A 22,726-nucleotide genomic window follows, 5' to 3' on the forward strand; every position below is an offset into this window, starting at 1 on the left:
CGCACTCTACAAAGTGATGTGCTATATGAAGTAATGCGGGGGTAAGGATTATGACAACAAAAAACACCGAGCTTGCCTTTAACTTGTGGGCTGTATTCGATATGTCTGGTGGCTATGTCTATTGTCTCTCAGGAAAAGCCTACGTGTTGTCAGGAACTGACCAGCAGAAGCTGGGCTTGCTGAAGGAGCTCGCCGCAACGGATTATCTAACTGCAAAGCGATATAGAATTCCTGAGCGCTTTCACGTGATCACGCCGGGTGGTGTTAAAAAGGGGTTCGCGGATGTCCGTGAGGTATTTGACCCCAACGCAATGATGTTCGAGGAGTTATTTGAGGAGATTGAACGCAACCTTCCCTCGGTGATCAGTTTTGATTACGGAGGCCAGGCTACCCATAAGCCGCAAAAAATACCTGGTGATCCTCTCTGTGTTACGACCATCCTATGCGAGGACACCTTAGGGAATATTCGCCCGATATTGTCACAGGCTGATATGGACTGGCTTTCAAGGCAGCTATAGGAATGGCGGTTCCTCACCAAGCAAATTAAATCTGCGGATTACTTCTGTATTGAACATAGCCTTGCCCCGTTCAAGATGCTTAAGCAGGCGTAAATATGTCTTCATGTTCATACCCTTAGGACGTGGTAACCACCCCATTAGCTTGCCATCAGGCTTTCCTAGTTTCTCTTGAGCATCCCTTGCTTTGCGAAGAACACGATCCAGTTGCCCTTCAGATTCGGAAGCATACGCAAGATTGTAACATTTTCGGCAGGCTGGGTATTTGCTGACAATGTAAAGAATTGCACAGCGCCTGCAGCAATGCGGACAACGCATCCACACTCGGCGTCCTCCATAATTGCATGGCGTATATTCAAGCTGGATGATTTGTTTGACGTCTTGCCAATCTTCTCCATACGCCTGATGGCGATAATTTAGAAGCAGCGAGTGTTGTTGCACGTGATAACCTATGCTTGCGACTCTTTCACCTCGCAATGACCAGTTTATAACACCACTGGATCCATTGTGTAATAATCCTTGCCTGTGCATCCACATGATCTCAATCCGCTTCTGAGCCTCTGTTTTCAGCCGCCCTCCATTCCTGCCACTACCAAATCCGCCCATATTTACGCTCCTCGCTGAGAATATTTTCACAAATCATTAGGAAAGTTCGCAATGGCAGTTGTACATCACCGAGCCTTATTGAATGCACTGGTCGCTCAGTGTATGTGCTCCAATTATGCACGACTTACTTTTTATTTTCTGAACTTGAATCGCTGCCGCCAATATCGCTTTCGTTAACTTTCAATGCAGTGACCTGATCTCTCCTCATCATATCCAGCACTTCGTCCTGGCTGATTGCGCCGGATGCGTATGACTTCGGACACCCAACAAATTCTACAAAGTCATGCACACTCATCGCCGGTTGCTCGACCAGAATCATTGCCGCACCACAGCAAATCTCAGCGGATGCCTGAGGATACCAGCCCATACGGCCACACTTGCAGCACTTCCTGAACGTGCGCCGGTGCACCACTACCGGTTGCATTTCCTCTGTATCCGTTGCCCTTAGAGATTCATTGTTGTTGCAACCTGATTTTCCATCTCTTGCACTCCTGTTGCGCTCAGCGTTGCGCTTTAGAACCTTATGCGCCAAAGCTTTCAAGCTGGTTGTTGCGCCATTGTTGCAATCACGGTTGCCTTCGCCTTCATGTTTGTTGCGCAGTTGCGTTCTATGGGTAATGCAACCGTGCAACTCACCTGCAGCACTCATTGTTTGCCTCGAATAAGCCCCAATTCTCGGGCCTTCTTCTCTGCTCGGGAGACTGTCGATTTGTTCACACCAAGCGCATCAGCAATATCTTTTCGCTCACAACCATCATTGAGCATGGCCGCGACCTTCTCGGTTGTAGAGTCCTCTAGATCTTTGATCGACCAAACGCCATCAATCAATTTCGCCTCGAATGGCTTTACAGCATCCCCGTGACAACCTCGGGCCTTCTCGTAGTGGACCTCAAAGCATGCGCCGGAATCGGGACTGTAGTCAGCCGAATGTCGCAGGCTGATAACTGTATCAAGAACATCCTCACGACGACTTGTGCCTCGCTGACCACCACCCTTGCCACTGTGGTGAACGAACAGGACAGATATGCCGCGCGATCGAAGCCGGAGCGCCCACTCTTGAACAGGCAGCCAGCTTTCTGATTCATTCTCTCTCCCTCCCCGACACAATGTGCTGATATTATCGACAATAATCAGGTCAACACCATTAAGGTGGCGGTCAATTTCCAACTGCCCTTCAGGATCAGCCAGGTTTGGCATTCCCATTTCTTGAAAGTCTGGAGTGATGATTCGTAATGGCGCAGCAGGCTCCAAGGCTGTTTTGTCAATAATCGCAGCCAGTCGCTCCTGTAACGTTATTGCTGGCATCTCTCCATCTAGAATAAGCACCCCTCTGGGTGATTCGGCCTGCCAGCGTAGAAATGCTCCACCTGATGAGACAGCAACCGCGATACCTAGTGCAACGTGAGTTTTACCTGTGCCTCGATATGCATGGATCATCGCCAACCCTTGTGCCGGCAACCATGGCTCCAACAAGCACTCACGGACTGGTAGCTGCATTTCCAGAAACTCGCCAATTTCGATCGCTCTATATTTAGCGACAATTTCGTTCTGTTGCTGCTGAATGTCCTGCGCAAGTACCTTTGCATCTGCCAGGTAAGTAAGTGCTACTGCCGTCATGATATACCTCCAAATACAACAGTCAGTGCCGCAACGAAAATCTCTTCAGGCTCCGGCGGATAAAAGCCATCACCAGCGCTAACCATGCTTGGCTCATAGCTAGGGACATCTAGGACGCATCGGAGAAGCGCCTGCTCTGCGTTGGCGATACCGCACTCAGCAAGACTGGCGACCAGCATCGTCGGATCGTTGGTCATGTTCACAGCCAGTGCGGCAAGCTGAGCTGTCGCTGGCATTTGCCTGATCGCAGCCGCAGGGATAGTCGGCAAATCACTGTGTATAATCCGCAGCCCAATCAGTATTCGGACAGCTTTCTGCTTGGGCTTTCCTGCATCAGTTAGACACGATTTCAGTAGATTCCTAGTCACGGTGCGCCTCCGGCTCTTTTATATGCTAAATAACATACATTGAACCTTATGAGGCCCGGCTCGATTCAATTTGCTCTTGAATCCACTCTTCGATTTCGGATTCGATCCAGCCAATGGTTCGTGGACCAAGTGAGATTGGAGAAGGGAAGGTTCCTTCTTCCACTCGAAGGTATATTGAACTTCTGGAAAGCCCTGACCGAGCCTTTACTGCTGGAAGTCTTAGAATTGTAGTTGTCATAGAACACTCCTGTCGCCCTTTGGCGTTTGTTGGAATGCCCCGAATACAAGATGCGCAAGCCCCCTTGCCGTCAACCTTGCATTTTCATGTAAGCTGTTCTTTTGCTTTGAGAAGAATTTTCTAGCTAGGCGTTTTGAGGGAGTGGCTGCAACTCTTACCTGTCAAGGATCTGCGAAAGCCGTTGTCGACTAATTCCTTCTCGCTCAGCGGTTCGGTTAATAGCGCCCGATTTCCCACGCATTCGAACCTCTTGTTCGAGCCAATGTTGAAGTCGTTCTTTTCTTTCTTCTGGGCTTTCGATTATAGCCAGTTCAGGTGTATTACCGTTTCGACTTGCTTGTGAAAGCAAATACGCCTCGATCTCAATTCCAACCTTTTCACGTGCTGTCCTGGCGGAGTTGAGTACTTTGCACTGAATAAGGCGGAACTCGTGATTTAACTGTTTCTGCAATGCGGCGAATAGATCATCCGCATTTACACCATAGCGGGATACCTCTCGAATTACCAACTCCTCTAATGCCACCGGGCTCACATAGCCTAAAGTGAATGGCTCTGCGCCAATATTCCAGGCATATTCATCGACGATTGCATTTACCTCTTTGCTGTTATGGAGCAGAACGCCTGAGCTTTCAGCTAAATCCACGATAGTCTTCCATACTTTTTCAGGCCACTGTATGGACAGGCACACTGCTGATGCAGCGATATCCTGAAACCACTCCAATGGTGCAGTGATAACAGCGCGACCGACCGCACCGGAGACAATTGATGACTGCACCTCCTCCTGCATCGCGGAATAGTTGTTCTGAATTGATAATTGAATCTCACGCTCTTCTTCACGCCTCATGAAGCGCAGTTTGCGATGTATCAGGTTCTGCACCTCATCGGGTATTGCCATGGAAAAACCACTCCATCATTGCTGTAAGGACTCTTGAGACTTTATTGGCACATATAATACTTTCAAGCCGAGAAGGAATGTAGACTGGCAAACAGCTAAATATGTTCTATATTTAGCTATCGAAGGATGGGGGCGGAGGCATGAAGATTTCATTTGAGCGCGTTTGTGAGCGCTAAAGAAGCACAGGCCAGAATCAGGATTAACCGGCTACTTGAGGACGCCGGTTGGCGCTTCTTTGACGATGAAATCGGTTCAGCCAACATAGCCCTTGAGCCACATGTGAAAATCACTCGGACTGAACTCGATGAATTTGGCGACAACTTTGAACGATCGAGTGGTGGTTACGTCGATTTTCTTTTGCTGGATGAGCGTGGCTTTCCGCTCATCGTGCTTGAAGCGAAGGCCGAAGATAAGCATCCCCTTGTCGGCAAAGAGCAGGCACGGGAATATGCCGAGTCTCAGAACTGCCAATTCATTATTCTGTCCAACGGCAATATGCATTACTTCTGGGATCTGAATAGCGGCAACCCTTACGTTATTACTCATTTCCCCAGTCCTGATTCTATCGATGGCTACCGTTCCAACAGCACCGACACTTCTGCATTGATCAATGAGCCGGTGGATGACGATTACATCGCACTTACCCAGCTTCCAGATTATGCCTCGCAAGCTGGCTGGGTGAACGAGAGCGAACGTTCAGCCTTCATTGAAAAGAACCGTCTTCGCTTTCTGCGCGCTTATCAGAAGCAGGCGCTTCAATCGATTCAGAGTGCCGTGGCTGAAGGCAAAACGAGATTTCTGTTTGAGATGGCAACGGGTACCGGCAAGACACTGACATCTGCCGCAGTCATCAAGCTATTTTTGCGCACTGGTAATGCCCGTCGAGTTCTATTTCTGGTGGATCGTCTTGAACTGGAAGATCAGGCCAATAAAGCCTTTAACTTTCTGCTGAAGAACGATTTTACCTCATTGATTTACAAAGAGCAGCGCGGTGATTGGCGCAAGGCCGAGATTGTGGTTACCACGGTGCAGTCGCTGATGGTGAACAACAAATTTGAGCGCCTGTTTAATCCGAATGATTTCGATCTGGTTATCTCCGACGAATCGCACCGCTCTATTGGTGGCAATGCGCGTGCCGTATTCGAATATTTCACTGGCTTCAAACTTGGTCTGACTGCTACCCCCAAGGATTACCTGAAAAAGTTCGATGCCGGGAAGAGCGACGACCCACGTGAATTTGAACGGCGCATGTTGATGGACACCTACCGCACCTTCGGTTGCGAATCGGGTGAACCGACATTCCGCTATTCACTGCTGGATGGTGTAAAGGATGGATTCCTGATTAATCCGATTGTGGTCGATGCGAGAACCGACATTACCACACAACTTCTCTCTGATGAGGGCTATTCCGTCACGCTTCCGATTTCGGAAGACGAAGAGGAGTCGAAAGAGACCTTCTACCAGCGCGACTTTGAAAAGAAATTTTTCTCCGAACCGACCAATCGGGTCTTCTGTGAAACCTTTCTCGCCAATGCCATGCGTGACCCGGTAAGCGGGGATATAGGCAAGGGCTTAGTGTTTGCCGTTAGTCAGCATCATGCAGCGAGACTCACTCAGATGCTTAATGAGATAGCCGACCAGATGTTTCCCGGTCGTTATAAATCCGATTTTGCAGTGCAAGTCACTTCACAGATCAAAGGGGCGCAGCAATACACCATTAATTTCGCCAACAACAATCTGCTTGGCTCGGCCAACTTCATTGATAGCTATAAAACCAGCAAGGCTCGTATTTGTGTCACTGTCGGCATGATGACCACCGGCTACGACTGCCCGGACATCCTCAATCTCGCCCTGATGCGTCCGGTCTTCTCGCCGCAGGATTTCGTACAGATCAAGGGGCGCGGTACCCGCAAGCACAACTTCCTTGAGCAGCTGTTTGATGACCAGCTCAAAGATGCTGTGGTTGAACCGCAGAAGCTGCATTTCAAGTTGTTCGATTTCTTTGCCAACTGTGAATACTTCGAAGAGAAGTTCGATTACGACGAGATTCTGGAGCTTCCCAAGCCGCGTAGCGGAGGAGGTGGAGGAGAACCCCCGCCGCCACCGGAGCTTTACGACAGCCTTGATCCCGATGCTATCCAAGAAGTGCGCGAAACCCAGATTGGTGTCGAAGGCATGCGCATTGATCGCATGTTCTTTAAGCGGTTTGAGGATCAGGTGCAGGCCGACAGCGAGCTACGCCAGCATGTCGATGATGAGAATTGGGAGCAGGCAGCAGCCGAGTTGGTACGTAAGTATTTCCACAAGCCGAAAGAGTTCTTCGATGAGGAGAAGCTAAGCAAGGCTGCCGGTGTGGATCGCCGCGTTTCCCTGCGTGAAATTCTGGAGAAGGTGTTCGGGCTGATTGATGAGTTCAAGAGCAAGGATGAGCTGCTGGAAGAGGAGTTCCATAAGTTCATGCTCGATCTACAGCCGGAAGATGCCCAGCATATCTCGGCCATCAAATATTTCTTCAAGGCATACGCCACCGATGGCGAGCTGCGGGAGATTATCAAAGAGGGGCGCTTTGCCGAATTGCATGTGCATCCGGGCTTCACTGTTACAGACTACCGCGCCGTGCCAGAGCAGTGGCGCAATCGCGTTCCGCAATATGTAAGGGATTACTTGCCGCTTGATCGGTTCATGTAAAAAGGATGTTCAATGTTAGATAGCGAAACCAAACGCAGGATAGACAGCTGCCGCGATATTCTTGTCGGCAAAGTGCCCGATCCGAAATCACAGGTGGAGCAGATCACCATCGCCCTGATCTACAAGTTTATGGACGATATGGATCGTGAGGCAGCCGAGTTCGGCGACCGCACCTTCTTTGCCGGTGAGTTTGCCAAATATGGTTGGGAGCAGCTGATGCGTCCCGGTGTCGGCGGCCATGAGATGCTGGCGCTCTACTCCGAGGCCATCCAGAAGATGAATGAGAACGCAGGGATTCCCGAACTGTTCCGCGATATCTTCAAGAATGCCTATCTGCCGTATCGTGATCCTGAAACGCTGCGCACTTTCCTTAAAGAGATTAACGGCTTTACCTATGATCACTCCGAGCGTCTGGGCGATGCCTTTGAATATCTGCTTTCCGTATTGGGCAGCCAGGGAGATGCCGGACAGTTCCGCACCCCGCGCCATATTATCGATTTTATGGTGGAGGTCATTGATCCGCAGAAGGGTGAGTCGATCCTTGATCCAGCCTGTGGTACGGCGGGGTTCCTGATTTCGGCGTGGAAGCACATCTTAAAGCAGAACACCGACAAGAAGCCCGGCGACAAACTGACCCCGGATGCAAAGCGTAAGCTGATTGCCAATATCAAGGGCTTTGATATCTCACCGGATATGGTGCGACTCTCTTTGGTTAACCTCTACCTGCACGGCTTCACCGATCCGCATATTTATGAGTATGACACGCTGACCAGCGAAGACCGCTGGAACGAGACCGCCGATGTGATCCTCGCCAATCCACCTTTCATGTCGCCGAAGGGTGGCATCAAACCGCATAAGCGCTTCTCGATTCAGGCCAAGCGCTCGGAAGTTCTCTTCGTGGACTACATGGCCGAACACCTCACCCCGAAAGGACGAGCTGCGATCATCGTGCCCGAAGGCATCATCTTTCAGAGCCAGACCGCCTACAAACAACTGCGCAAACTGCTTGTTGAAACATCGCTCGTCGCCGTGATCTCACTCCCGGCGGGTTGCTTTAACCCATATTCCGGCGTGAAGACCTCCATCCTCATTCTCGATAAATCCATCGCCAAACAGAGCAACACCATTGCTTTTTTCAAAGTAGAGAACGATGGGTTTGGCCTCGGTGCGCAACGTCGCGAGATCGAAAAGAATGATCTTCCACGGGTGAAAGTTGAACTGGCCGAATATCTACAAACATTGCGCAACAATCAGCCCACCGCCGACCTTCAATTCTCCACCGGCCTGATTACGTCAAAAGAAATGATCGCCGAAAATGGTGACTACAACCTGAGTGGGGGTCGTTACGGCTCGGTAAGGCAAAGTACGAATCAACTATGGCCTTTTGTGGAATTGGGAAGCGTCTGTTTACAGGTTACGGATGGATCACACTTTTCACCTGAAACAGTCAATTCAGGATACCCCTATGTAACAGTCAAAGACCTTGATCAAGGTCACATTGATCTGGAGGGGTGTAAGAAAATTAATGAATCAAGTTATAAGCAATTGGTAAGTAATGGTTGTAAGCCAAAGCGTGGAGATGTTCTGTTTTCAAAAGATGGAACTGTTGGAAAAACTGCCATAGTTGATTTTGACAGAGATTTTGTAGTCTTATCTTCTCTGGCCATCATTACTCCAAATACGAGCCAGGTACTACCAGAGTTTATTTACTGTGTTCTCTCGTCTGACAAGTTTATTTCAGATGCGACCGACAATAAAACAGGTGTTGCAATTCGACGCATTGTTCTTCGAACACTTAAAAGTATTCAAATCCCTCTGCCACCGCTGGATGTGCAGAAGGAGATCGTGGCGGAGATTGAGGGCTACCAGAAAGTCGTCGACGGTGCCCGCGCCGTGCTCGACAACTACCGCCCCCACATACCCATCCACCCCGACTGGCCGATCGAAAAGTTTGGCGAAGTCATCTCAACGATCACTCCACCTGCAAAGATTCAGGCGGGGGATTTCAGTGAAGTCGGGCGCTATCCGGTTATAGATCAGTCCCAAAATGCCATTGCTGGAAGGACCGATGACGAAAGCACCTTGATTGATGGAAGCAACGGACTAGTGGTTTTCGGCGACCATACCTGTGCTGTTAAGTACGTAAACGAACCCTTCGCCCAAGGCGCAGATGGCATCAAGATTATTCAAGCTGGGGAGCAACTTGTTCCGAAATTCATTTTTTTCTACCTGCAAAGCCACCCCATTGAGCAAGATGGGTACAAAAGGCATTTCGGAAAGCTGAAGGAATCGCGTATCCCCATTCCTCCTATTGCCACTCAGCAAGCCATCGTTGCAGATATTGAGGCGGAGCAGGCTTTGGTCGCGGCTAACCGCGAGTTGATTGAGCGCTTTGAGAGTAAGATTCAGACCTCCTTGGCACGCGTCTGGGGCGAAGAATAATGTTCACAGAATTCGACCAATACTCTGAGGACCTTCTTCGCGCCCAATATGATGTCTCAGAGATTATTGAGCATCTATTAACCAGAGGAGAGATTCGTGAAGACTTTCTTCAAGACATTATTTCTTCGCGTTTTGATCCTCGACCAAAATTTGCGCGAGGTGTTTTGACGGATGGGATAATTCAATCCCCACAGCAAGACCTTTTGCTTAGTCGCCCTCATGCAATGCACTATCCAATGGGGCATCAAATTGCTATTCATCCAGATAACTGTCTGTGTGCTATCGAAGTGAAAAGCAATGCAACTGGCACCGATATTAGGGATTGCAACGACAAGGTTGCCCAAATCAAAACAATGGCAGCCACAAGTTTCCCGCTATTCGGAATGTTTTGTTATCGCACGGACCTACAAGAGAAAACGATTCTCAAAAGGTTCGGCTTTAGCTTTGACGCAGCGACCAGCACCTACGTTGATTTGCATGATCCAGACCGTGGCGAGCCTGGCTTGCCAATTATCTATCCGGAACTGGACTTCTTTGTATCGATAGAAGAAGACAAGCCGCTCTATTTTCGCAAGAAAGATGATGGTCGGTTCGTTCGTATCGTTGAATATCCAGTCATCAAGAATGTTTTCAGGCTTATCCAAAGTTTGGTCAGCACGTCAGGAGCGCCAGCTCCATAAATGACCATCAATGTTAGGGGGAGATATGTACATTGAGGTAACAGATACTGAGCAAATCGTTTCTGCTCAAGAAGCAATGCAGGCCAACCTCAAAAAACAATTTCCATACAGACAGAAACGCGTGATTGGGTGGCCTTCGGGACACTTTGAAGGTGAAGTCCGTTTTACTGGAAAGCGTGGAGGCGAAACCAACTGGTGGTACACGGGGTTCTCTGAAGATGAGCAATCCGCTTATAACTTGTTTGGTCGAGGCGACCCCGAAACATCTCAACTGCTCCTGATCGACCTGCAATTCAATTTTCCCATCGACTCATTTAACAGAAAGCAGGGAGGGGTGTTCGTTCAAGACGTCGCATCAGGAAAGGTCATTCTCGGACACCGGGGAATCGTGACCCGTGGGAAGTCGAGAGTTCCACGCGAGCTTCTTCTACAAGAAGCGGACGTAACACCTGTGACTATTGCTTCTGAGGAAAAGCCAAACCAAGTAAACGTTTTACTGATCAGCCCCATTGATAATGCATCGCTGGGTAAACAAATCAGCGAGTTTGCGACTGAGATTAGGCGCGCGGCCTATTTGGTGATGGACCCAAACCATGTAGCTGAGACTGCGAAAAAGAAAAAATCTGGCAGTTCTCCAGCCAAATCACCCTTGGATGCTGCATTGTCGGATTATTTCGATGAATTTACCGGTAAGACAGTCATACGACGTTCCTCGCAGGTCACCATGAACTGCAGGCATGGCTCCGTCGTCAAAGCCCTTCGAGAAGCCCTAGAGCCAAGAGGAACAGTATATAAGTCCCAGGCTATCGACCTGGCCGTTGAAACCGAAAAGGAAGTATTGCTTTATGAGGTGAAGACCGGTTCTGACAGCCAGTCGATTTATACCGGCATCGGCCAGTTATATTTCCATGCAGCTGCTCTTACCCGCAAATTCCGAGGAAAAAAAGTGATTCGGCACTTGGTCATACCTTATGCCCCTGCTGCCGCAAATCGGGAAAAAGTATGCAAAGAACTTGGGATAGAAATCATTACGTTTACGACTAGTAGTAAACGCATCGACCTTCCAGAACTATAAGATTAAATTTTTGTCTGTTCGAATTTTCCATTTCGGTAATTCCACTTAACTGTGAAGGCAGCACCGCCAGATATGCGTTCTGCTTGGTCGATGATCGCAGGCCACCATTGCACCAGGCGCTGGGCCTTATCCCAGTAGTTGTGATTGCTCCAACTTTTATCCAGAAAAAAAACAATCAGTCCGGCGCATCGTAAAGCTTCACGCTCTAGTCCCTTGTTTAGTTTATCATGGGTAATAACAGCCCAATCGCCTTCTTTAGCCAAAGACTCAATCCATTCCAAATCGCTAGTGTTCTGGAGAAATTTGTCTCTGAGGTGGGCCACTTCATGGTGGTCGCCTTCGTGCAGGGTCAGTTCGTGCAAAGCCCGTGCAAGGGCTGGAGGAAGATTATTGTCTACAAAGAATTTCAAGCAGCCAGGCGTTCTTCGAAGTGGATGGCAGCATTCACCGCCTGAATCGGCACTTCGAATTGACGGGCAACTCGCTGCTTGTCTTTGCCCTCTGCAAGCCAGGCTTCAAAGAGGATGTCTGTGCGAATGCCTGTGTCGGCGACGATCGGCTTTCCGAAGGCAATGGCTGGATCAAGCACTACCTTTCTGTTCTTCTCAGGGAACCAGCGCGCGGCGCGATCCCCGGCATCGAACTCGATGCCTTTATAGAGAGAAGGCTGGATCACCTTTTCGAAAACGAACTGCTTGTTGCGCAAATCCAGCATGTCCTGCTCGCCGCTTTCCCGGGCAGCCTCCCAGAAGATGGTTTTTCCGTCGGTCTGAAAACGATGACAGGTGAACGGATAAGGGCTGTTGAACATCTCGCGGGCATGGCGAGCGGCGATGCGAATGGTTTGCAGGCTTACATCGTACTTGCGAAAAGCCTTCACGAATTGCACTTCCAACAGATCATGGAAGCTCAGACCATCAAGATCAGCTTCTGCTAATTCAGCCTGCCAAAGCGGAGGCATATCTTTGCCGCCGGCTTTGTAGCCGCAAAGCCAACGACGCAACTCACCGGACTTGATGCCGGTCAGCCTTGTCGCTTCCTGAAATGTGTAGAGTCCAATCCCGGTTAATTGCATGAATCTGTGAACCCCGCTTGCGGCACCAGAGCTATTTCACGGCACACGCTTCACATCCCGGAATATAGCAGTATTCGAAGTGGATAACCAAGGAGGGTGCTTTCCCCATCCGCTTATCCATCCCGCTTGATTGGAATCACCTGAGCCCCTTCGCGTAAGGCATCCAGATAATCCGCCCACTGCTGCATCATTGTCCGGCGCTCAGGAAGATGGCGGGCATGATTGTAGGCCCCTTTAATTGCATTCCCCTCTTTGTGGGCCAATTGCCGCTCAATAACATCACTGTTCCAGCCTTGTTCATGCAGGATGGTTGAAGCCATGGCTCGGAATCCGTGGGCACAAATCTCTGATTTATCGAAGCCCAGTCTGCGGAGGGTGGCATTGACCGTATTCTCGCTCATCGGGCGATGCATGTTCCGGATCGATGGAAAGACGTATTTGCCGTTTCCGGTCTGATTTTTCAGGTCTCTCAGGATTTCGACAACCTGCGTAGCCAGAGGGACAATGTGCATGACGCGCATTTTCATCTTCTCGGCAGGGATGCGCCATTCGGCCGCATCGAGATCGATCTCTGACCATTCCGCGCGACGTAGTTCGCCCGGGCGTACAAACACATAGGGTGTGATCTTCATGGCGCACTGCACAACGAAGGTGCCCTCAAAGCCATCGATTGCCCGGAGTAGTTCACCAACCTTTTTCGGGTCTGTAATTGTTGCCCTGTGCTCATTCACGATAGGCGTTAAAGCGCCTTGCAGGCCAGCCGTGGGGTCATGCCTGATGCGCCCGGTCGCGATGGCATATCTAAATACCCTGCTACAAACCATCTTGAGCCTGTGAGCAGTCTCCACGGTGCCTCGGCTCTCAGCTTTCTGTACTACGGCGAGAATGTCCGGCGCTTCAATCTCATCAATAGGCAGTGAACCAATCCATGGGAACAGATGCTTATCGAGTTTGGCCTGGGTGTTTTTGATCGTTGTCTCAACCCACTTCTTCGACTGGCGATCCATCCATTCTCTGGCAACTGATTCAAAGGAAACAGACTTCTTCTCTCGCGTGAGCTTGCGCCTTTCTGACTGCTTGTGCTGGCTGGGATCGATATTTTCATCGAGCAGCTTCTTGGCTGCCTCCCGCTTATCTCGCGCCTGCTTCAGCGAGACTCGCGGATAGACGCCTATCGCCAGAGTTTTCTGCTTCCCTCCGAAGCGATAGTTCATGCGCCAATACTTTGCGGTGGGGGTGACTTGAAGATAGAGGCCACCGCCATCGGACAATTTGATCTGCTTTTTGCCTTCCGGAACTGTGGCTGCCTTCAATTTCGCATCAGATAACGCCATAACGACACCTCCGACTTTGTTGGTACATAGTACTTCAGAAAACTGGAGTCGAATTGAGATACCAACGAAAATACCCGCTTTTTGTTGGCATCTCGTTAAACATTATAGAACATGAATGGAAATGAAGGCAAGAAAAAAGCCCGCAAACATTACGTTTACGGGCTCTTCTTGAATCCTGTTGGATTCCGTCATGGTACCGAGGACTGGAGTCGAACCAGCACTTCCGTGAGGAAACTGGCACCTGAAGCCAGCGCGTCTACCAATTCCGCCACCTCGGCGTAGTCTCTCGCCGTCACACCTCTCGATATGCCTTGCGGGAGGCGCGCAACTATAAGGTGGAGAATAGCCGTGTCAACAACTAAAAAAAAGAATCGCAATAAAACGAAATGGCCGGGGAAACCGGCAAGCCGCCACGACCACTCCAAGCGTCAGGACACCCGGGGGGAAAACGGGCGGGAAGATCGCCGTGACCGCCGTCCGCCCCGCCCCGGAGCAGCCAAGTCCCCCTGGGAAAAGGTGGCTGGCAAGGAGCAGAAGACATTCACCGGCAAAGTCTCCGCCCACCCGGATGGATTCGGTTTTGTCGATGTTGCCGGTGTAGAGAAGGGATTTTTCCTGCCCCATGAGGAGATGTCCGGACTGATGCACGGTGACACCGTCGAAATCAGGCCGGTCCGCTCCCGTGGCCGTCAGTCTGCCGAGGTGGTTCGCATCGTCGAACATGCACCATCGATCATCACAGGTCAGTTTCTGATACAGCGGGGGCTCGGCATTGTGCAGCCGCGCGCACGCAACATGCCGCAAAGCATTCTGATCAAGCGCGGCGATGCCGGTGAAGCGCGTGATGGTGACTGGGTAAGGCTGGAAATCAGCCGCGACGGAGGCCATGTACGGGGCCGCATTATCGCGGTGCTCGGAGAGGATCTGACCCCGTCACAGCTGATTGATCTGATCGTCGCCGAACAGCAGCTGGATGCCACCTTTCCAGCGGCCGAAATGGCGGAAGCCAATGCCCTGTCCGATCAGGTCAGCGAAAAGGATATCGCCGGCCGCAAGGATCTGCGCCACCTCCCCTTTGTCACCATTGATGGCGAAGATGCACGCGACTTCGATGATGCCGTCTGCGTCATTCCGCGCGGAGAGGGTTTTGAAGCCTGGGTTGCCATTGCCGATGTATCCCACTATGTAAAACCGGGCTCCGCACTCGATGCCGAAGCCCTCAGGCGCTCCAACTCATTCTACTTTCCCGACCGGGTCATTCCGATGTTGCCGGAAAAGCTCTCCAACGGACTGTGCTCACTGAATCCCGATGTGCCACGACTGGCCATGACCGTACGCATGCGTTTTGATGCCAACGGCAAACGCCACTCCATCCATGTCTATGAGTCGGTCATCCATTCACAGGCTCGTCTGACCTACACCCAGGCGGCCAGATGGCTGGAGGAGCGCGACAGCTCGGCCATCGGCAGTGAAGAGGTGCGCAACATGCTTGATCAGACGGGCAAACTGTTCCGCAAACTGGAGAGCAAACGCAAACAGCGCGGTGCACTGGATCTTGATATGCCGGAAGTGCGGGCAAAGCTGGAAAACGATACGGTGATCGATATCTGCGAAAGCCCCCGCAACATGGCCCATCGCCTGATCGAGGAGATGATGCTGGCTGCCAATACCGCCGTTGCCGAATATATGGAAGCACACGAATGCGCCCTTCTCTACCGGGTGCATGCTCCGCCCGAGCGTCAGGCCATCGAAACACTCAACGAGTTTCTTGCCCCATTCGGCATGTTCGTCAAACTGCCAAAAGCCCGGGATGAAGAGGCATTTGTCAGGCCGGAAGATGTGCAACAGGTCCTGGAGAAGTCAGAGGGCAAACCTTTTGCCCACGTTCTGCATCGCCTGGTGTTACGGTCGATGCAGCAGGCCAAATACACACCGGTCAACGAGGGGCACTTCGGTCTCGCCTATCAATCCTATACCCACTTCACCAGCCCGATCCGGCGTTATGCCGACCTGATTGTTCACCGCCGCCTGAAAGAGCTGATTCATGGCCGCGATGCCAACAAGGTTCAGCATGAAAAAACACTTGTTGCCATCGGAGAGCAGACATCCATACAGGAGCGCAAACAGCAGCGGGCCGAGTGGGATACGCAGGCGATGCTTGCCGCCCTCTTCCACCACAAGGATATTGGCAAGGTGATGCAGGCTCGCATCGCCGGCTTAAGCAAACGGCGCATCTTCTTCGAGATTGAACCAACCATGGCGGAAGGATCGCTGGCCATCGATGATCTGCCCGGCGCTTTTGTACTGGATGAAAGCGGCCATCGCCTGACAGCCCGGCGCGGCGGCGCCTCCTATCATCTCGGCGATCAGCTTGATGTCGTCATTGAATCGACCGATCCGGTACGCGGCTCGATCAATGTGCGCCTGGCCTGAATGCAGCGCGTGCGTCATGGCGTCATTTGCCATGGCGCACACCTGCAGACTATATTGCAAACCACGCTATTGAAACGCAGGTCGTGAGCCTATGAGCCAACAACATATCAGGGAACTGATGGATGAGAATCAGCGTCTGAAAGATGAGCTTGCCCGTCTTCGCAGCCAGCTACCTGCCACACCGGAGGCGGACGGGGGGATTCAGCATAGCGAACGCCATTTCCGCCAGCTGGCGGAATGTATCGGGGATGCCTTCTGGATCGTTTCTCCGGACTGGAACCAGTTGTACTACATCAGTCCGGCCTATGAAAAAATCTGGGGCAAAAGCTGCCAGAGCCTCTACGAGAATCCCCACGCATGGATGGAAAGCATTGTCCCGGATGACTGCCACAGGGTTGCGGCCGACATCGCTATAAAAAGCACCGGCAACTTTGATAACCCGGCCTTTCCTGAATACCGGATCAGGCGCCCGGATGGCTCGATACGCTGGATTCTGGCCCGTGCCTTTCCGGTCAGGGATCATAGCGGCGCCATTTGCTGCATTTCGGGCATCGCCGAGGATATCAGTGAACGCAAGGAAGCTGAGGCGGCACTGCTGCAGAGCGAGGCCCGTTACAAAGTCCTGTTTGAGCAGACAGCCGACTATGTGTTCGTCCTTGATCCCTCGTCAGGCGATATTCCACTGATTGTCGATGGCAATGAGAATGCCTTCAAACAGCATGGCTATACGCGGACTGAACTGGTCGGACAGCCGGTCAGCCTCATCGATCCCCGGGCCACGCCTGAAGAACACCGGCAAAGAACCGGCCGGATCAAAGCCGGTGGCCTGGTCCATTTCGAGGCCGAGCACCAACGCCGGGATGGCTCCACATTCTTTGTCGATATCGCCATTCAACAGGTCCGCTTTGGTGACAAGGAGCTGCTCTATTCGGTGGAGCGCGATATAAGCGAGCGCAAGCAGGCGGAGAACGAGCGTATCGCCTATATCGATATGCTGGAGGGGCTGCAAAGCGTATCGGATGCAATCAACTCCCCCGATCCGGCCGACAAGGTCATTGATCGAGCTATCAGCATCGTTCGCGAAATATTTTCTGCTGATCGCGCCTGGCTGCTGTTTCCCTGTGATCCGGACAGCGACACATGGGAGGTCCCGGTAGAATCAACCACCCCCGAATATCCCGGCGCCCTGAGTTTAAAGAAAAGATTTCCGGCCAGTGACATATCCACCCGTATTTTTAATGAGCTGCTGGACTCAAAACATCCGCTGACCTATGCCCCCATACCGGACTGGCAGAAGCAGGGGGACAGCTTCGACGTTCGCTCGCAAATGGCGATGGCCATACGCCCGCGGCATGGCCAGCCATGGGTACTGGGCCTGCATCAGTGCAGTCATCAGCGCCAGTGGAGCAAGGATGAGCAGCGCCTGTTTGAGCAGATTGGCCTGCGCATCGCCGATCAGCTCAGTGCCGCCTGGCAGGAAAAGATGTTGCGCAACCTCTCCTCAGCCGTCGAGCAGGCGGGTGAATCGGTCATGATTACCAGCCGGGAGGGTACCATTGAATATGTGAATCCCGCATTCACCGCTATCACCGGCTATAAGCCTGAGGAGGTCATCGGACGTGACCCATCCATTCTCAAAAGCGATGCACAGGATCCGGCCTATTATCAAAAGCTGTGGCAAACCATCACACGCGGAGAGGTATGGTCCGGCACGCTGATTGACCGGAAAAAGGATGGCAGCTTCTATCCCGCCCTGATGACGATTGCGCCTGTACATAATGAGGAAGGCAGCATCACACACTTTGTCGCCACCCAGCAGGATATATCCGAGCATAAAAGGCTGCAGGAGCAGTTTTTCGAGGCCCAGAAGCTGCAGGCCATCGGCACACTCGCCGGCGGCATTGCCCATGATTTTAACAATATGCTGGCCGCACTTCAGGGCAACACCTTTCTGGCCGCCCGACTGGCAGGCGATGACCCAAAGCTGGGCGAGCGCCTGAGTAATATTGATACCATTATCCAGCGAGCTGCGGCCATGGTCCGACAGCTGCTGACTTATGCACGCAAAGACCATATCAGCATGGCTCCGTTTACCCTCAACCTGTTAATCAAGGAAGGGTATAAAATGGCCAGAACAGCGATCCCGGAAAATATCGAATACACCTGTGATCTCTGCCCTGAGCTGATGATCGTGAATGGCGATGCCAACCAGCTGCAACAGGTGTTGATTAACCTGCTTATCAATGCCCGCGATGCGGTCGAAGAGACCATCAACCCGAAGATCAGCTGCTCGCTGACTCCTTTTGTGGCCGATGAGCCGTTTTTTGACAGCCACCCTGAACTGCGCAACAGACCACTGGTGCGTATGAGCGTGCGAGATAACGGCTGCGGCATCAGCGCTGACAAATTCTCGAAAATTTTCGAGCCCTTCTTCACCAGCAAGGAGGTTGGCAAAGGCACCGGCCTCGGGCTCGCCATGGCCTATGGCTCGATTAAAACGCATGGTGGCGTCATCGAGGTGGAGAGTGAACTGGGCCGGGGCACGGCCTTTCATGTTTTCCTGCCGCTGGAGAAACAGCTGCAGGCAACCGATCTGCCCAAAGAGTCCCACCATATCTCGCAGGGACAATCGGAAACAGTGCTGCTGGTCGATGATGAGGAGACGCTGCGCTCTGTCAGTGCCGAGGTGCTCAGGGATATTGGCTACACAGTGATGGCTGCCTGTAACGGCAGGGAGGCTCTGGAGCTGCTTCGCGAGCATACCATTGATCTGCTGATTACCGACATTGTCATGCCCGAGATGGGCGGCATTGACCTGGCTGAACAGGTACGCCGTCACCGCAGCTCGTTGCCGATTATTTTTGTCACCGGCTACAACAAGGACTACACCCTGAAATTGCAGACCGGCATCGACAACAGCATCGTGCTGAACAAACCCTTCGAGTTTGGCACCCTGAGCCAAACCATCCGGCAACTGCTCGATGGCGCCGCATAAATATCTGGAACCTTCAGCCCTGATGATACGCTGAGCCCAGACCTCGTTAACTGCGCATCCTTGCGCAATCCTGCTGCTTTGGCAGGATTGACGACCTGCAATCGCTGCAGCGCCGGGATGGTGGAATTGGTAGACACAAGGGACTTAAAATCCCTCGGTAGCAATACTGTACGGGTTCGAGTCCCGTTCCCGGTACCACTAAGTGATTATAATAAAACGACTTTAACAGTCCGACTACTATCTTTAGCCACATTTCGCTTCATCGGATTTAAAAGTGCCACTGTGGCAAAAGTGCGGCAATGCAATAAGGGTATCAATGCATTGCCCATATTCCCCTCGCCAAATATGGAGAAGCATCCCTGCATTGATCGTCGGAAGTCACGCGTTGTTTACAGAGTTCTTTCTGAGAATAGCGCAAACTGTACTCGAACCTGGCCATCTAAACCGGCCAACTTCAGTCACTCAACCCAATAAGGGTAGCGTCCCCTTTTATCAAGTAAGCTGCTTTTGCTCTCTGCCAATGTTATCCGGATTTGTGACCAGATTGCGTCCATCTGATTGACAGCACGCACAGATTTCGACTCCCGTTCCCCGCACCAACAAAAGGGGGAGGTGAATCAATCACCTCCCCCTTTTGTATTTGCCCTTCAGGCGTGCATCTTGCGGCAGCCTGTTACTTCGGCCAGACCAGCACCGGTTTCCTTGCTGCCTGGGTTTCATCCAGCCTGCGGCGGAACGGTTTTAGCGGCGCGTCATGCAACATGGCCGTATCACCTGCCTCGCATGCATCGGCAATGTCGATCATCGCATCGCAGAAGGCATCGAGCGTCTCGCGCGACTCCGTCTCGGTCGGCTCAATCAACATCGCACCGTGCACAATCAGCGGGAAGTAAACGGTCATCGGGTGGAAACCAAGATCTATCAGGCGCTTGGCGATATCGATCGTTTTCACGCCATGCTTCTCCTGCCACTCATCGGTGAGCAGGCACTCATGCTTGCACAGCCCGTCAAATGGCACGTGATAGCGTCCCTTCAGGCGATTCAGGACATAGTTGGCATTCAGCACAGCATCCTCGGCAATCCGGTGCAGATGCTGGCGACCAAAGGCCGCGATATAGGCGCTGGCGCGCAGCAGCACACCGATCTGACCGGGAGCCCCCAGCACCGGTCCAACCGATGTTTCACAGCTATGAACCAGTGAATAGGTGTCACCATGCTTTTCAATACGCGGCACAGGCAGGTATGGTGCCAGCGCCTCATTCACCGCCACAGGCCCTCCACCGGGGCCGCCACCGCCATGCGGGGTGGAAAAGGTTTTATGCACATTGATATGCAGGCAATCAATGCCCATATCGCCGGGACGGGCCACACCCACCAGCGCATTGAGGTTGGCACCGTCACCATAAACCAGCGCACCGGCCTCATGCACCAGGCGGCAGATCTCCTTGATATCGGACTCGAATGCACCGGCCGTATTCGGATTGGTCATCATCAGCGCAGCTGTCTCATCATCAAGATGGCGCTTGAGCTCTTCCAGATCGATGCGTCCATCGGCACCGGACTTCAGCTCCACCGTATGCATGCCGCACAGCGTTGCAGAAGCCGGATTGGTACCGTGGGCGGAATCGGGTACCAGCACCTTGCGGCGATGCTGCTGACCACGGGCATCCAGTGCCGCACGGATCATCATCAGCCCCACCAGTTCACCATGCGCACCGGCTGCAGGCTGCAGGGTCACATATGGAAGACCGGAGATCTCTCCAAGCCAGCCCTGCAGCTCATACATCAGCTCCAGTACGCCCTGCGTGGTCTCCTCAGGCTGGTCCGGATGGATATGGGCCAGGCCCGGCAGGCGGACCACCTGCTCATTCACGCGCGGGTTATACTTCATCGTGCACGAACCCAGCGGATAAAAGCCGGTTTCGATACCGTGGTTCCACTGACTCAGACGAACAAAGTGACGCACCGCCTCAGGCTCGGAAAGGCCGGGAATACTGGCCGGGGTTTTACGTGCGAAGGCACTCAGCTCCGGTGAAATATCACCATCTACACCCGGCAGATTGATCGATTCAGGCGCCTCATGTGCATGCTCAAACAGCACCGGCTCCTCATGCTGCATACCAACCGTGCCTGAATATTTGAAGGTTGTATCGCTGATACTCATTTTGCCACCTCAAGCAGGTCCAGATAGTCATTGATATCATCCGCCTCGACCATTTCGGTCGTTGCGATCAGCAGATGGCGTGGTTCAGCCGCAGCATCGATCTGCTCCAGCGGAATACCGGCAAACAACGCACGCTCTTTTGCCGCTGCCAGAAAGCGGTCGCGTGCGGCTGAATCGGCAAAACTCAATACGGTTTCATTGTAGCGGGCACCTTGTGCGGCCCGGACATGCGCCGGCAGGCGTGCAACCAGCGACTGCAAGGCTGCTGCTGAATGACGAGCGACCGTATTCAGCCCCTCATCCCCCATCAGTGCCATATAGGTCACGGCGGCCGTACACATCAGTCCCTGATTGGAGCATATGTTGGAGGTCGCCTTTTCACGACGGATGTGCTGCTCACGGGTGGAGAGCGTCAATACAAAGCCGCGTTTACCGCCGGCATCCGTTGTCAGGCCGCAAACACGACCGGGCATCTGGCGCATATACTGCTGTTTACAGGTAAACAGCCCCAGGTGCGGGCCACCAAAGCCCATCGGAATACCCAGCGACTGTCCGGAACCCACGGCAATATCTGCTCCCAGTGCGCCGGGAGACTCAATCAGGGCAAAGGCGGAAATATCGGAAAATGCCACCACCATCAGGCATTTGGCCGCATCACAGGCCGCCCGCAGCGGGGCAAGATCATACACAGAGCCGTAAAAGTCGGGATACTGGACAATCACGCAAGCGGTCGAGGCATCAATCGCGCCGATCACCCGATCAAGGTCGGTCCCGAAACAGCCCATATCCACTTCAACATAATCGCCATCAAGCCTGGAGAGATAATTGGCCGTCACAGCCCGATAACGGGGATTGACCGAACCCGCCATCACCACGCGACTCTTGCGAGTCACCCGGCGCGCCATCAGCGCGGCCTCGGCTGTCGCCGTTGCCGCCTCGTACATCGAGGCATTGGAGACATCCATGCCGGTCAGGCGGGCAATCATGGTCTGAAACTCAAACAGCGCCTGCAACGTACCCTGTGAAATTTCCGGCTGGTAAGGGGTGTAGGCCGTCAGGAACTCCCCACGCGAAATAATATAATCGACTACCGCCGGCACAAAATGGTGGTAGGTGCCGCCACCGAGAAAATAGCGGGTATTGGTCGCATTGCGGTTCTTATCGGCAGCGCGGGTGAACTTGCGCATGATGGCAGCTTCCGACAATGCGTCACCCAGCGCCAGTGAACCCTGCTCGATATGGAATTCAGCCGGAATATCGGCAAACAGATCTCGGATAGCAGCGACGCCAATGCTTTCCAGCATCGCCTGTCTGTCGCTATCGGTATGAGGCAAAAATCGCATGATTGATTGTCCTGTTATTCAAACCGAAAAAGAGGGCAGGATATGCGGGGCAACCATCCCGGCATCAATGATGCATCCTGCCGGGATGACCCTCGACCGGGTTACCCCTGTGATACCCTGACCTCTTTTGCGATAAAAGTTTTAGGGAAGCGCTGATGTGTCGGCGCTTCCGAGCGAGCCATGGACGGCTCGCCAAATCAGACGCATAAGTGCCTGATTTGTAAGCAAAGGAAAAACAAGGCTTTTGCCTTTGCGGAC

At 52.4% G+C, this 22,726-nt stretch carries 18 protein-coding genes, 2 tRNA genes and 1 pseudogene; 9 read left to right on the forward strand and 12 right to left on the reverse strand.

Translation table 11 applies throughout. The features are described 5' to 3' along the window. Positions 1 to 50: 50 nt before the first annotated feature. Positions 51 to 518: a hypothetical protein gene (locus FEF65_RS02720; protein ID WP_138238254.1), complete on the forward strand. Its 468-nt coding sequence runs from the start codon at positions 51 to 53 to the stop codon at positions 516 to 518. Here the strand turns inward: FEF65_RS02720 and FEF65_RS02725 are convergent. The 6 genes from FEF65_RS02725 to FEF65_RS02750 all read right to left on the reverse strand — a co-directional run bounded on the left by FEF65_RS02725 (position 513) and on the right by FEF65_RS02750 (position 4,239). Continuing rightward, positions 513 to 1,121 carry a hypothetical protein gene (locus FEF65_RS02725; RefSeq protein ID WP_138238255.1) on the reverse strand — a complete coding sequence of 203 codons (609 nt, stop codon included), beginning with the start codon at positions 1,119 to 1,121 and terminating at the stop codon, positions 513 to 515. The two genes, FEF65_RS02720 and FEF65_RS02725, sit on opposite strands and share 6 nt — an antisense overlap. 124 nt (positions 1,122 to 1,245) lie before the next feature. After that, complete coding sequence (locus tag FEF65_RS02730) at positions 1,246 to 1,770, reverse strand: hypothetical protein (RefSeq protein ID WP_138238256.1); 525 nt, start codon at positions 1,768 to 1,770, stop codon at positions 1,246 to 1,248. Further along, the gene (locus FEF65_RS02735; RefSeq protein WP_138238257.1) at positions 1,767 to 2,738 is read right to left on the reverse strand and encodes an AAA family ATPase; all 972 of its coding nucleotides are present in this window, start codon (positions 2,736 to 2,738) and stop codon (positions 1,767 to 1,769) included. Before FEF65_RS02735 ends, FEF65_RS02730 begins: the two co-directional genes overlap by 4 nt. Next, positions 2,735 to 2,974: a hypothetical protein gene (locus FEF65_RS02740; protein WP_138238258.1), complete on the reverse strand. Its 240-nt coding sequence runs from the start codon at positions 2,972 to 2,974 to the stop codon at positions 2,735 to 2,737. Before FEF65_RS02740 ends, FEF65_RS02735 begins: the two co-directional genes overlap by 4 nt. A 178-nt stretch (positions 2,975 to 3,152) precedes the next feature. Further along, the gene (locus FEF65_RS13780) at positions 3,153 to 3,344 is read right to left on the reverse strand and encodes a helix-turn-helix transcriptional regulator (protein WP_138238259.1); all 192 of its coding nucleotides are present in this window, start codon (positions 3,342 to 3,344) and stop codon (positions 3,153 to 3,155) included. A gap of 154 nt (positions 3,345 to 3,498) precedes the next feature. Further along, the gene (locus FEF65_RS02750; RefSeq protein ID WP_138238260.1) at positions 3,499 to 4,239 is read right to left on the reverse strand and encodes a hypothetical protein; all 741 of its coding nucleotides are present in this window, start codon (positions 4,237 to 4,239) and stop codon (positions 3,499 to 3,501) included. Positions 4,240 to 4,518: 279 nt separating this feature from the next. Here FEF65_RS02750 and FEF65_RS13785 point away from each other — a divergent pair. The 5 genes and pseudogenes from FEF65_RS13785 to FEF65_RS02770 form a co-directional block, all read left to right on the forward strand. Continuing rightward, positions 4,519 to 4,755: pseudogene (locus tag FEF65_RS13785) on the forward strand (type I restriction endonuclease); the annotation flags it as partial. After that, a complete protein-coding gene (locus FEF65_RS02755) occupies positions 4,735 to 6,927 on the forward strand; it encodes a DEAD/DEAH box helicase family protein (RefSeq protein WP_420813943.1) in 2,193 nt (730 codons plus the stop codon). The pseudogene FEF65_RS13785 and the gene FEF65_RS02755, both read left to right, overlap by 21 nt. Before the next feature lie 12 nt (positions 6,928 to 6,939). Next, complete coding sequence (locus FEF65_RS02760) at positions 6,940 to 9,369, forward strand: N-6 DNA methylase (RefSeq protein WP_138238262.1); 2,430 nt, start codon at positions 6,940 to 6,942, stop codon at positions 9,367 to 9,369. Beyond that, positions 9,369 to 10,049, forward strand: coding sequence for a DUF6602 domain-containing protein (locus FEF65_RS02765; RefSeq protein ID WP_138238263.1), 681 nt, complete (start codon positions 9,369 to 9,371; stop codon positions 10,047 to 10,049). The genes FEF65_RS02760 and FEF65_RS02765 overlap by 1 nt, the downstream gene beginning before the upstream one ends. A 25-nt stretch (positions 10,050 to 10,074) precedes the next feature. After that, positions 10,075 to 11,124, forward strand: a complete 1,050-nt coding sequence (locus tag FEF65_RS02770) for a hypothetical protein (protein ID WP_138238264.1) — start codon at positions 10,075 to 10,077, stop codon at positions 11,122 to 11,124. 2 nt (positions 11,125 to 11,126) lie between these two features. Here the strand turns inward: FEF65_RS02770 and FEF65_RS02775 are convergent, their stop codons facing one another. The 4 genes from FEF65_RS02775 to FEF65_RS02790 all read right to left on the reverse strand — a co-directional run bounded on the left by FEF65_RS02775 (position 11,127) and on the right by FEF65_RS02790 (position 13,811). Then, positions 11,127 to 11,534: a DUF5615 family PIN-like protein gene (locus FEF65_RS02775; protein ID WP_138238265.1), complete on the reverse strand. Its 408-nt coding sequence runs from the start codon at positions 11,532 to 11,534 to the stop codon at positions 11,127 to 11,129. Next, positions 11,531 to 12,199: a DUF433 domain-containing protein gene (locus FEF65_RS02780; RefSeq protein ID WP_138238266.1), complete on the reverse strand. Its 669-nt coding sequence runs from the start codon at positions 12,197 to 12,199 to the stop codon at positions 11,531 to 11,533. The genes FEF65_RS02775 and FEF65_RS02780 overlap by 4 nt, the downstream gene beginning before the upstream one ends. Positions 12,200 to 12,312: 113 nt before the next feature. Continuing rightward, positions 12,313 to 13,533, reverse strand: coding sequence for a tyrosine-type recombinase/integrase (locus FEF65_RS02785; protein WP_138238267.1), 1,221 nt, complete (start codon positions 13,531 to 13,533; stop codon positions 12,313 to 12,315). A 191-nt stretch (positions 13,534 to 13,724) separates the two neighbouring features. Next, positions 13,725 to 13,811 (reverse strand) — tRNA-Leu (locus FEF65_RS02790). A 70-nt stretch (positions 13,812 to 13,881) separates the two neighbouring features. Between FEF65_RS02790 and rnr the strand changes: the two genes are divergently transcribed. The 3 genes from rnr to FEF65_RS02805 all read left to right on the forward strand — a co-directional run bounded on the left by rnr (position 13,882) and on the right by FEF65_RS02805 (position 19,159). Then, a complete protein-coding gene (gene rnr / locus FEF65_RS02795) occupies positions 13,882 to 15,966 on the forward strand; it encodes a ribonuclease R (RefSeq protein ID WP_238701130.1) in 2,085 nt (694 codons plus the stop codon). A 91-nt stretch (positions 15,967 to 16,057) separates the two neighbouring features. Next, the gene (locus tag FEF65_RS02800; RefSeq protein WP_138238269.1) at positions 16,058 to 18,961 is read left to right on the forward strand and encodes a PAS domain S-box protein; all 2,904 of its coding nucleotides are present in this window, start codon (positions 16,058 to 16,060) and stop codon (positions 18,959 to 18,961) included. Between the two features lie 111 nt (positions 18,962 to 19,072). Further along, positions 19,073 to 19,159 (forward strand) — tRNA-Leu (locus tag FEF65_RS02805). 475 nt (positions 19,160 to 19,634) lie between these two features. On the opposite strand, the gene gcvPB is transcribed toward FEF65_RS02805, so the two are convergent. Both gcvPB and gcvPA read right to left on the reverse strand, forming a co-directional pair. Further along, the gene (gene gcvPB, locus FEF65_RS02810; protein ID WP_138238270.1) at positions 19,635 to 21,125 is read right to left on the reverse strand and encodes an aminomethyl-transferring glycine dehydrogenase subunit GcvPB; all 1,491 of its coding nucleotides are present in this window, start codon (positions 21,123 to 21,125) and stop codon (positions 19,635 to 19,637) included. Next, entirely contained in the window at positions 21,122 to 22,468 is a 1,347-nt protein-coding gene (gcvPA, locus tag FEF65_RS02815; RefSeq protein ID WP_138238271.1) for an aminomethyl-transferring glycine dehydrogenase subunit GcvPA, read from the reverse strand. The genes gcvPB and gcvPA overlap by 4 nt, the downstream gene beginning before the upstream one ends. Positions 22,469 to 22,726: the final 258 nt, after the last annotated feature.

The organism is Mariprofundus erugo (assembly GCF_005818865.1).
Taxonomy (GTDB): domain Bacteria; phylum Pseudomonadota; class Zetaproteobacteria; order Mariprofundales; family Mariprofundaceae; genus Mariprofundus; species Mariprofundus erugo.

Bases quoted from the DNA above. Each gene is read 5' to 3' on its own strand.
- FEF65_RS02720 (WP_138238254.1), top strand. From the start codon at position 51: ATGACAACAAAAAACACCGAGCTTGCCTTTAACTTGTGGGCTGTATTC.
- FEF65_RS02725 (WP_138238255.1), bottom strand. From the start codon at position 1,121: ATGGGCGGATTTGGTAGTGGCAGGAATGGAGGGCGGCTGAAAACAGAG.
- FEF65_RS02730 (WP_138238256.1), bottom strand. From the start codon at position 1,770: ATGAGTGCTGCAGGTGAGTTGCACGGTTGCATTACCCATAGAACGCAA.
- FEF65_RS02735 (WP_138238257.1), bottom strand. From the start codon at position 2,738: ATGACGGCAGTAGCACTTACTTACCTGGCAGATGCAAAGGTACTTGCG.
- FEF65_RS02740 (WP_138238258.1), bottom strand. From the start codon at position 2,974: ATGCCAGCGACAGCTCAGCTTGCCGCACTGGCTGTGAACATGACCAAC.
- FEF65_RS13780 (WP_138238259.1), bottom strand. From the start codon at position 3,344: ATGACAACTACAATTCTAAGACTTCCAGCAGTAAAGGCTCGGTCAGGG.
- FEF65_RS02750 (WP_138238260.1), bottom strand. From the start codon at position 4,239: ATGGCAATACCCGATGAGGTGCAGAACCTGATACATCGCAAACTGCGC.
- FEF65_RS02755 (WP_420813943.1), top strand. From the start codon at position 4,735: ATGCATTACTTCTGGGATCTGAATAGCGGCAACCCTTACGTTATTACT.
- FEF65_RS02760 (WP_138238262.1), top strand. From the start codon at position 6,940: ATGTTAGATAGCGAAACCAAACGCAGGATAGACAGCTGCCGCGATATT.
- FEF65_RS02765 (WP_138238263.1), top strand. From the start codon at position 9,369: ATGTTCACAGAATTCGACCAATACTCTGAGGACCTTCTTCGCGCCCAA.
- FEF65_RS02770 (WP_138238264.1), top strand. From the start codon at position 10,075: ATGTACATTGAGGTAACAGATACTGAGCAAATCGTTTCTGCTCAAGAA.
- FEF65_RS02780 (WP_138238266.1), bottom strand. From the start codon at position 12,199: ATGCAATTAACCGGGATTGGACTCTACACATTTCAGGAAGCGACAAGG.
- FEF65_RS02785 (WP_138238267.1), bottom strand. From the start codon at position 13,533: ATGGCGTTATCTGATGCGAAATTGAAGGCAGCCACAGTTCCGGAAGGC.
- FEF65_RS02800 (WP_138238269.1), top strand. From the start codon at position 16,058: ATGAGCCAACAACATATCAGGGAACTGATGGATGAGAATCAGCGTCTG.
- gcvPB (WP_138238270.1), bottom strand. From the start codon at position 21,125: ATGAGTATCAGCGATACAACCTTCAAATATTCAGGCACGGTTGGTATG.
- gcvPA (WP_138238271.1), bottom strand. From the start codon at position 22,468: ATGCGATTTTTGCCTCATACCGATAGCGACAGACAGGCGATGCTGGAA.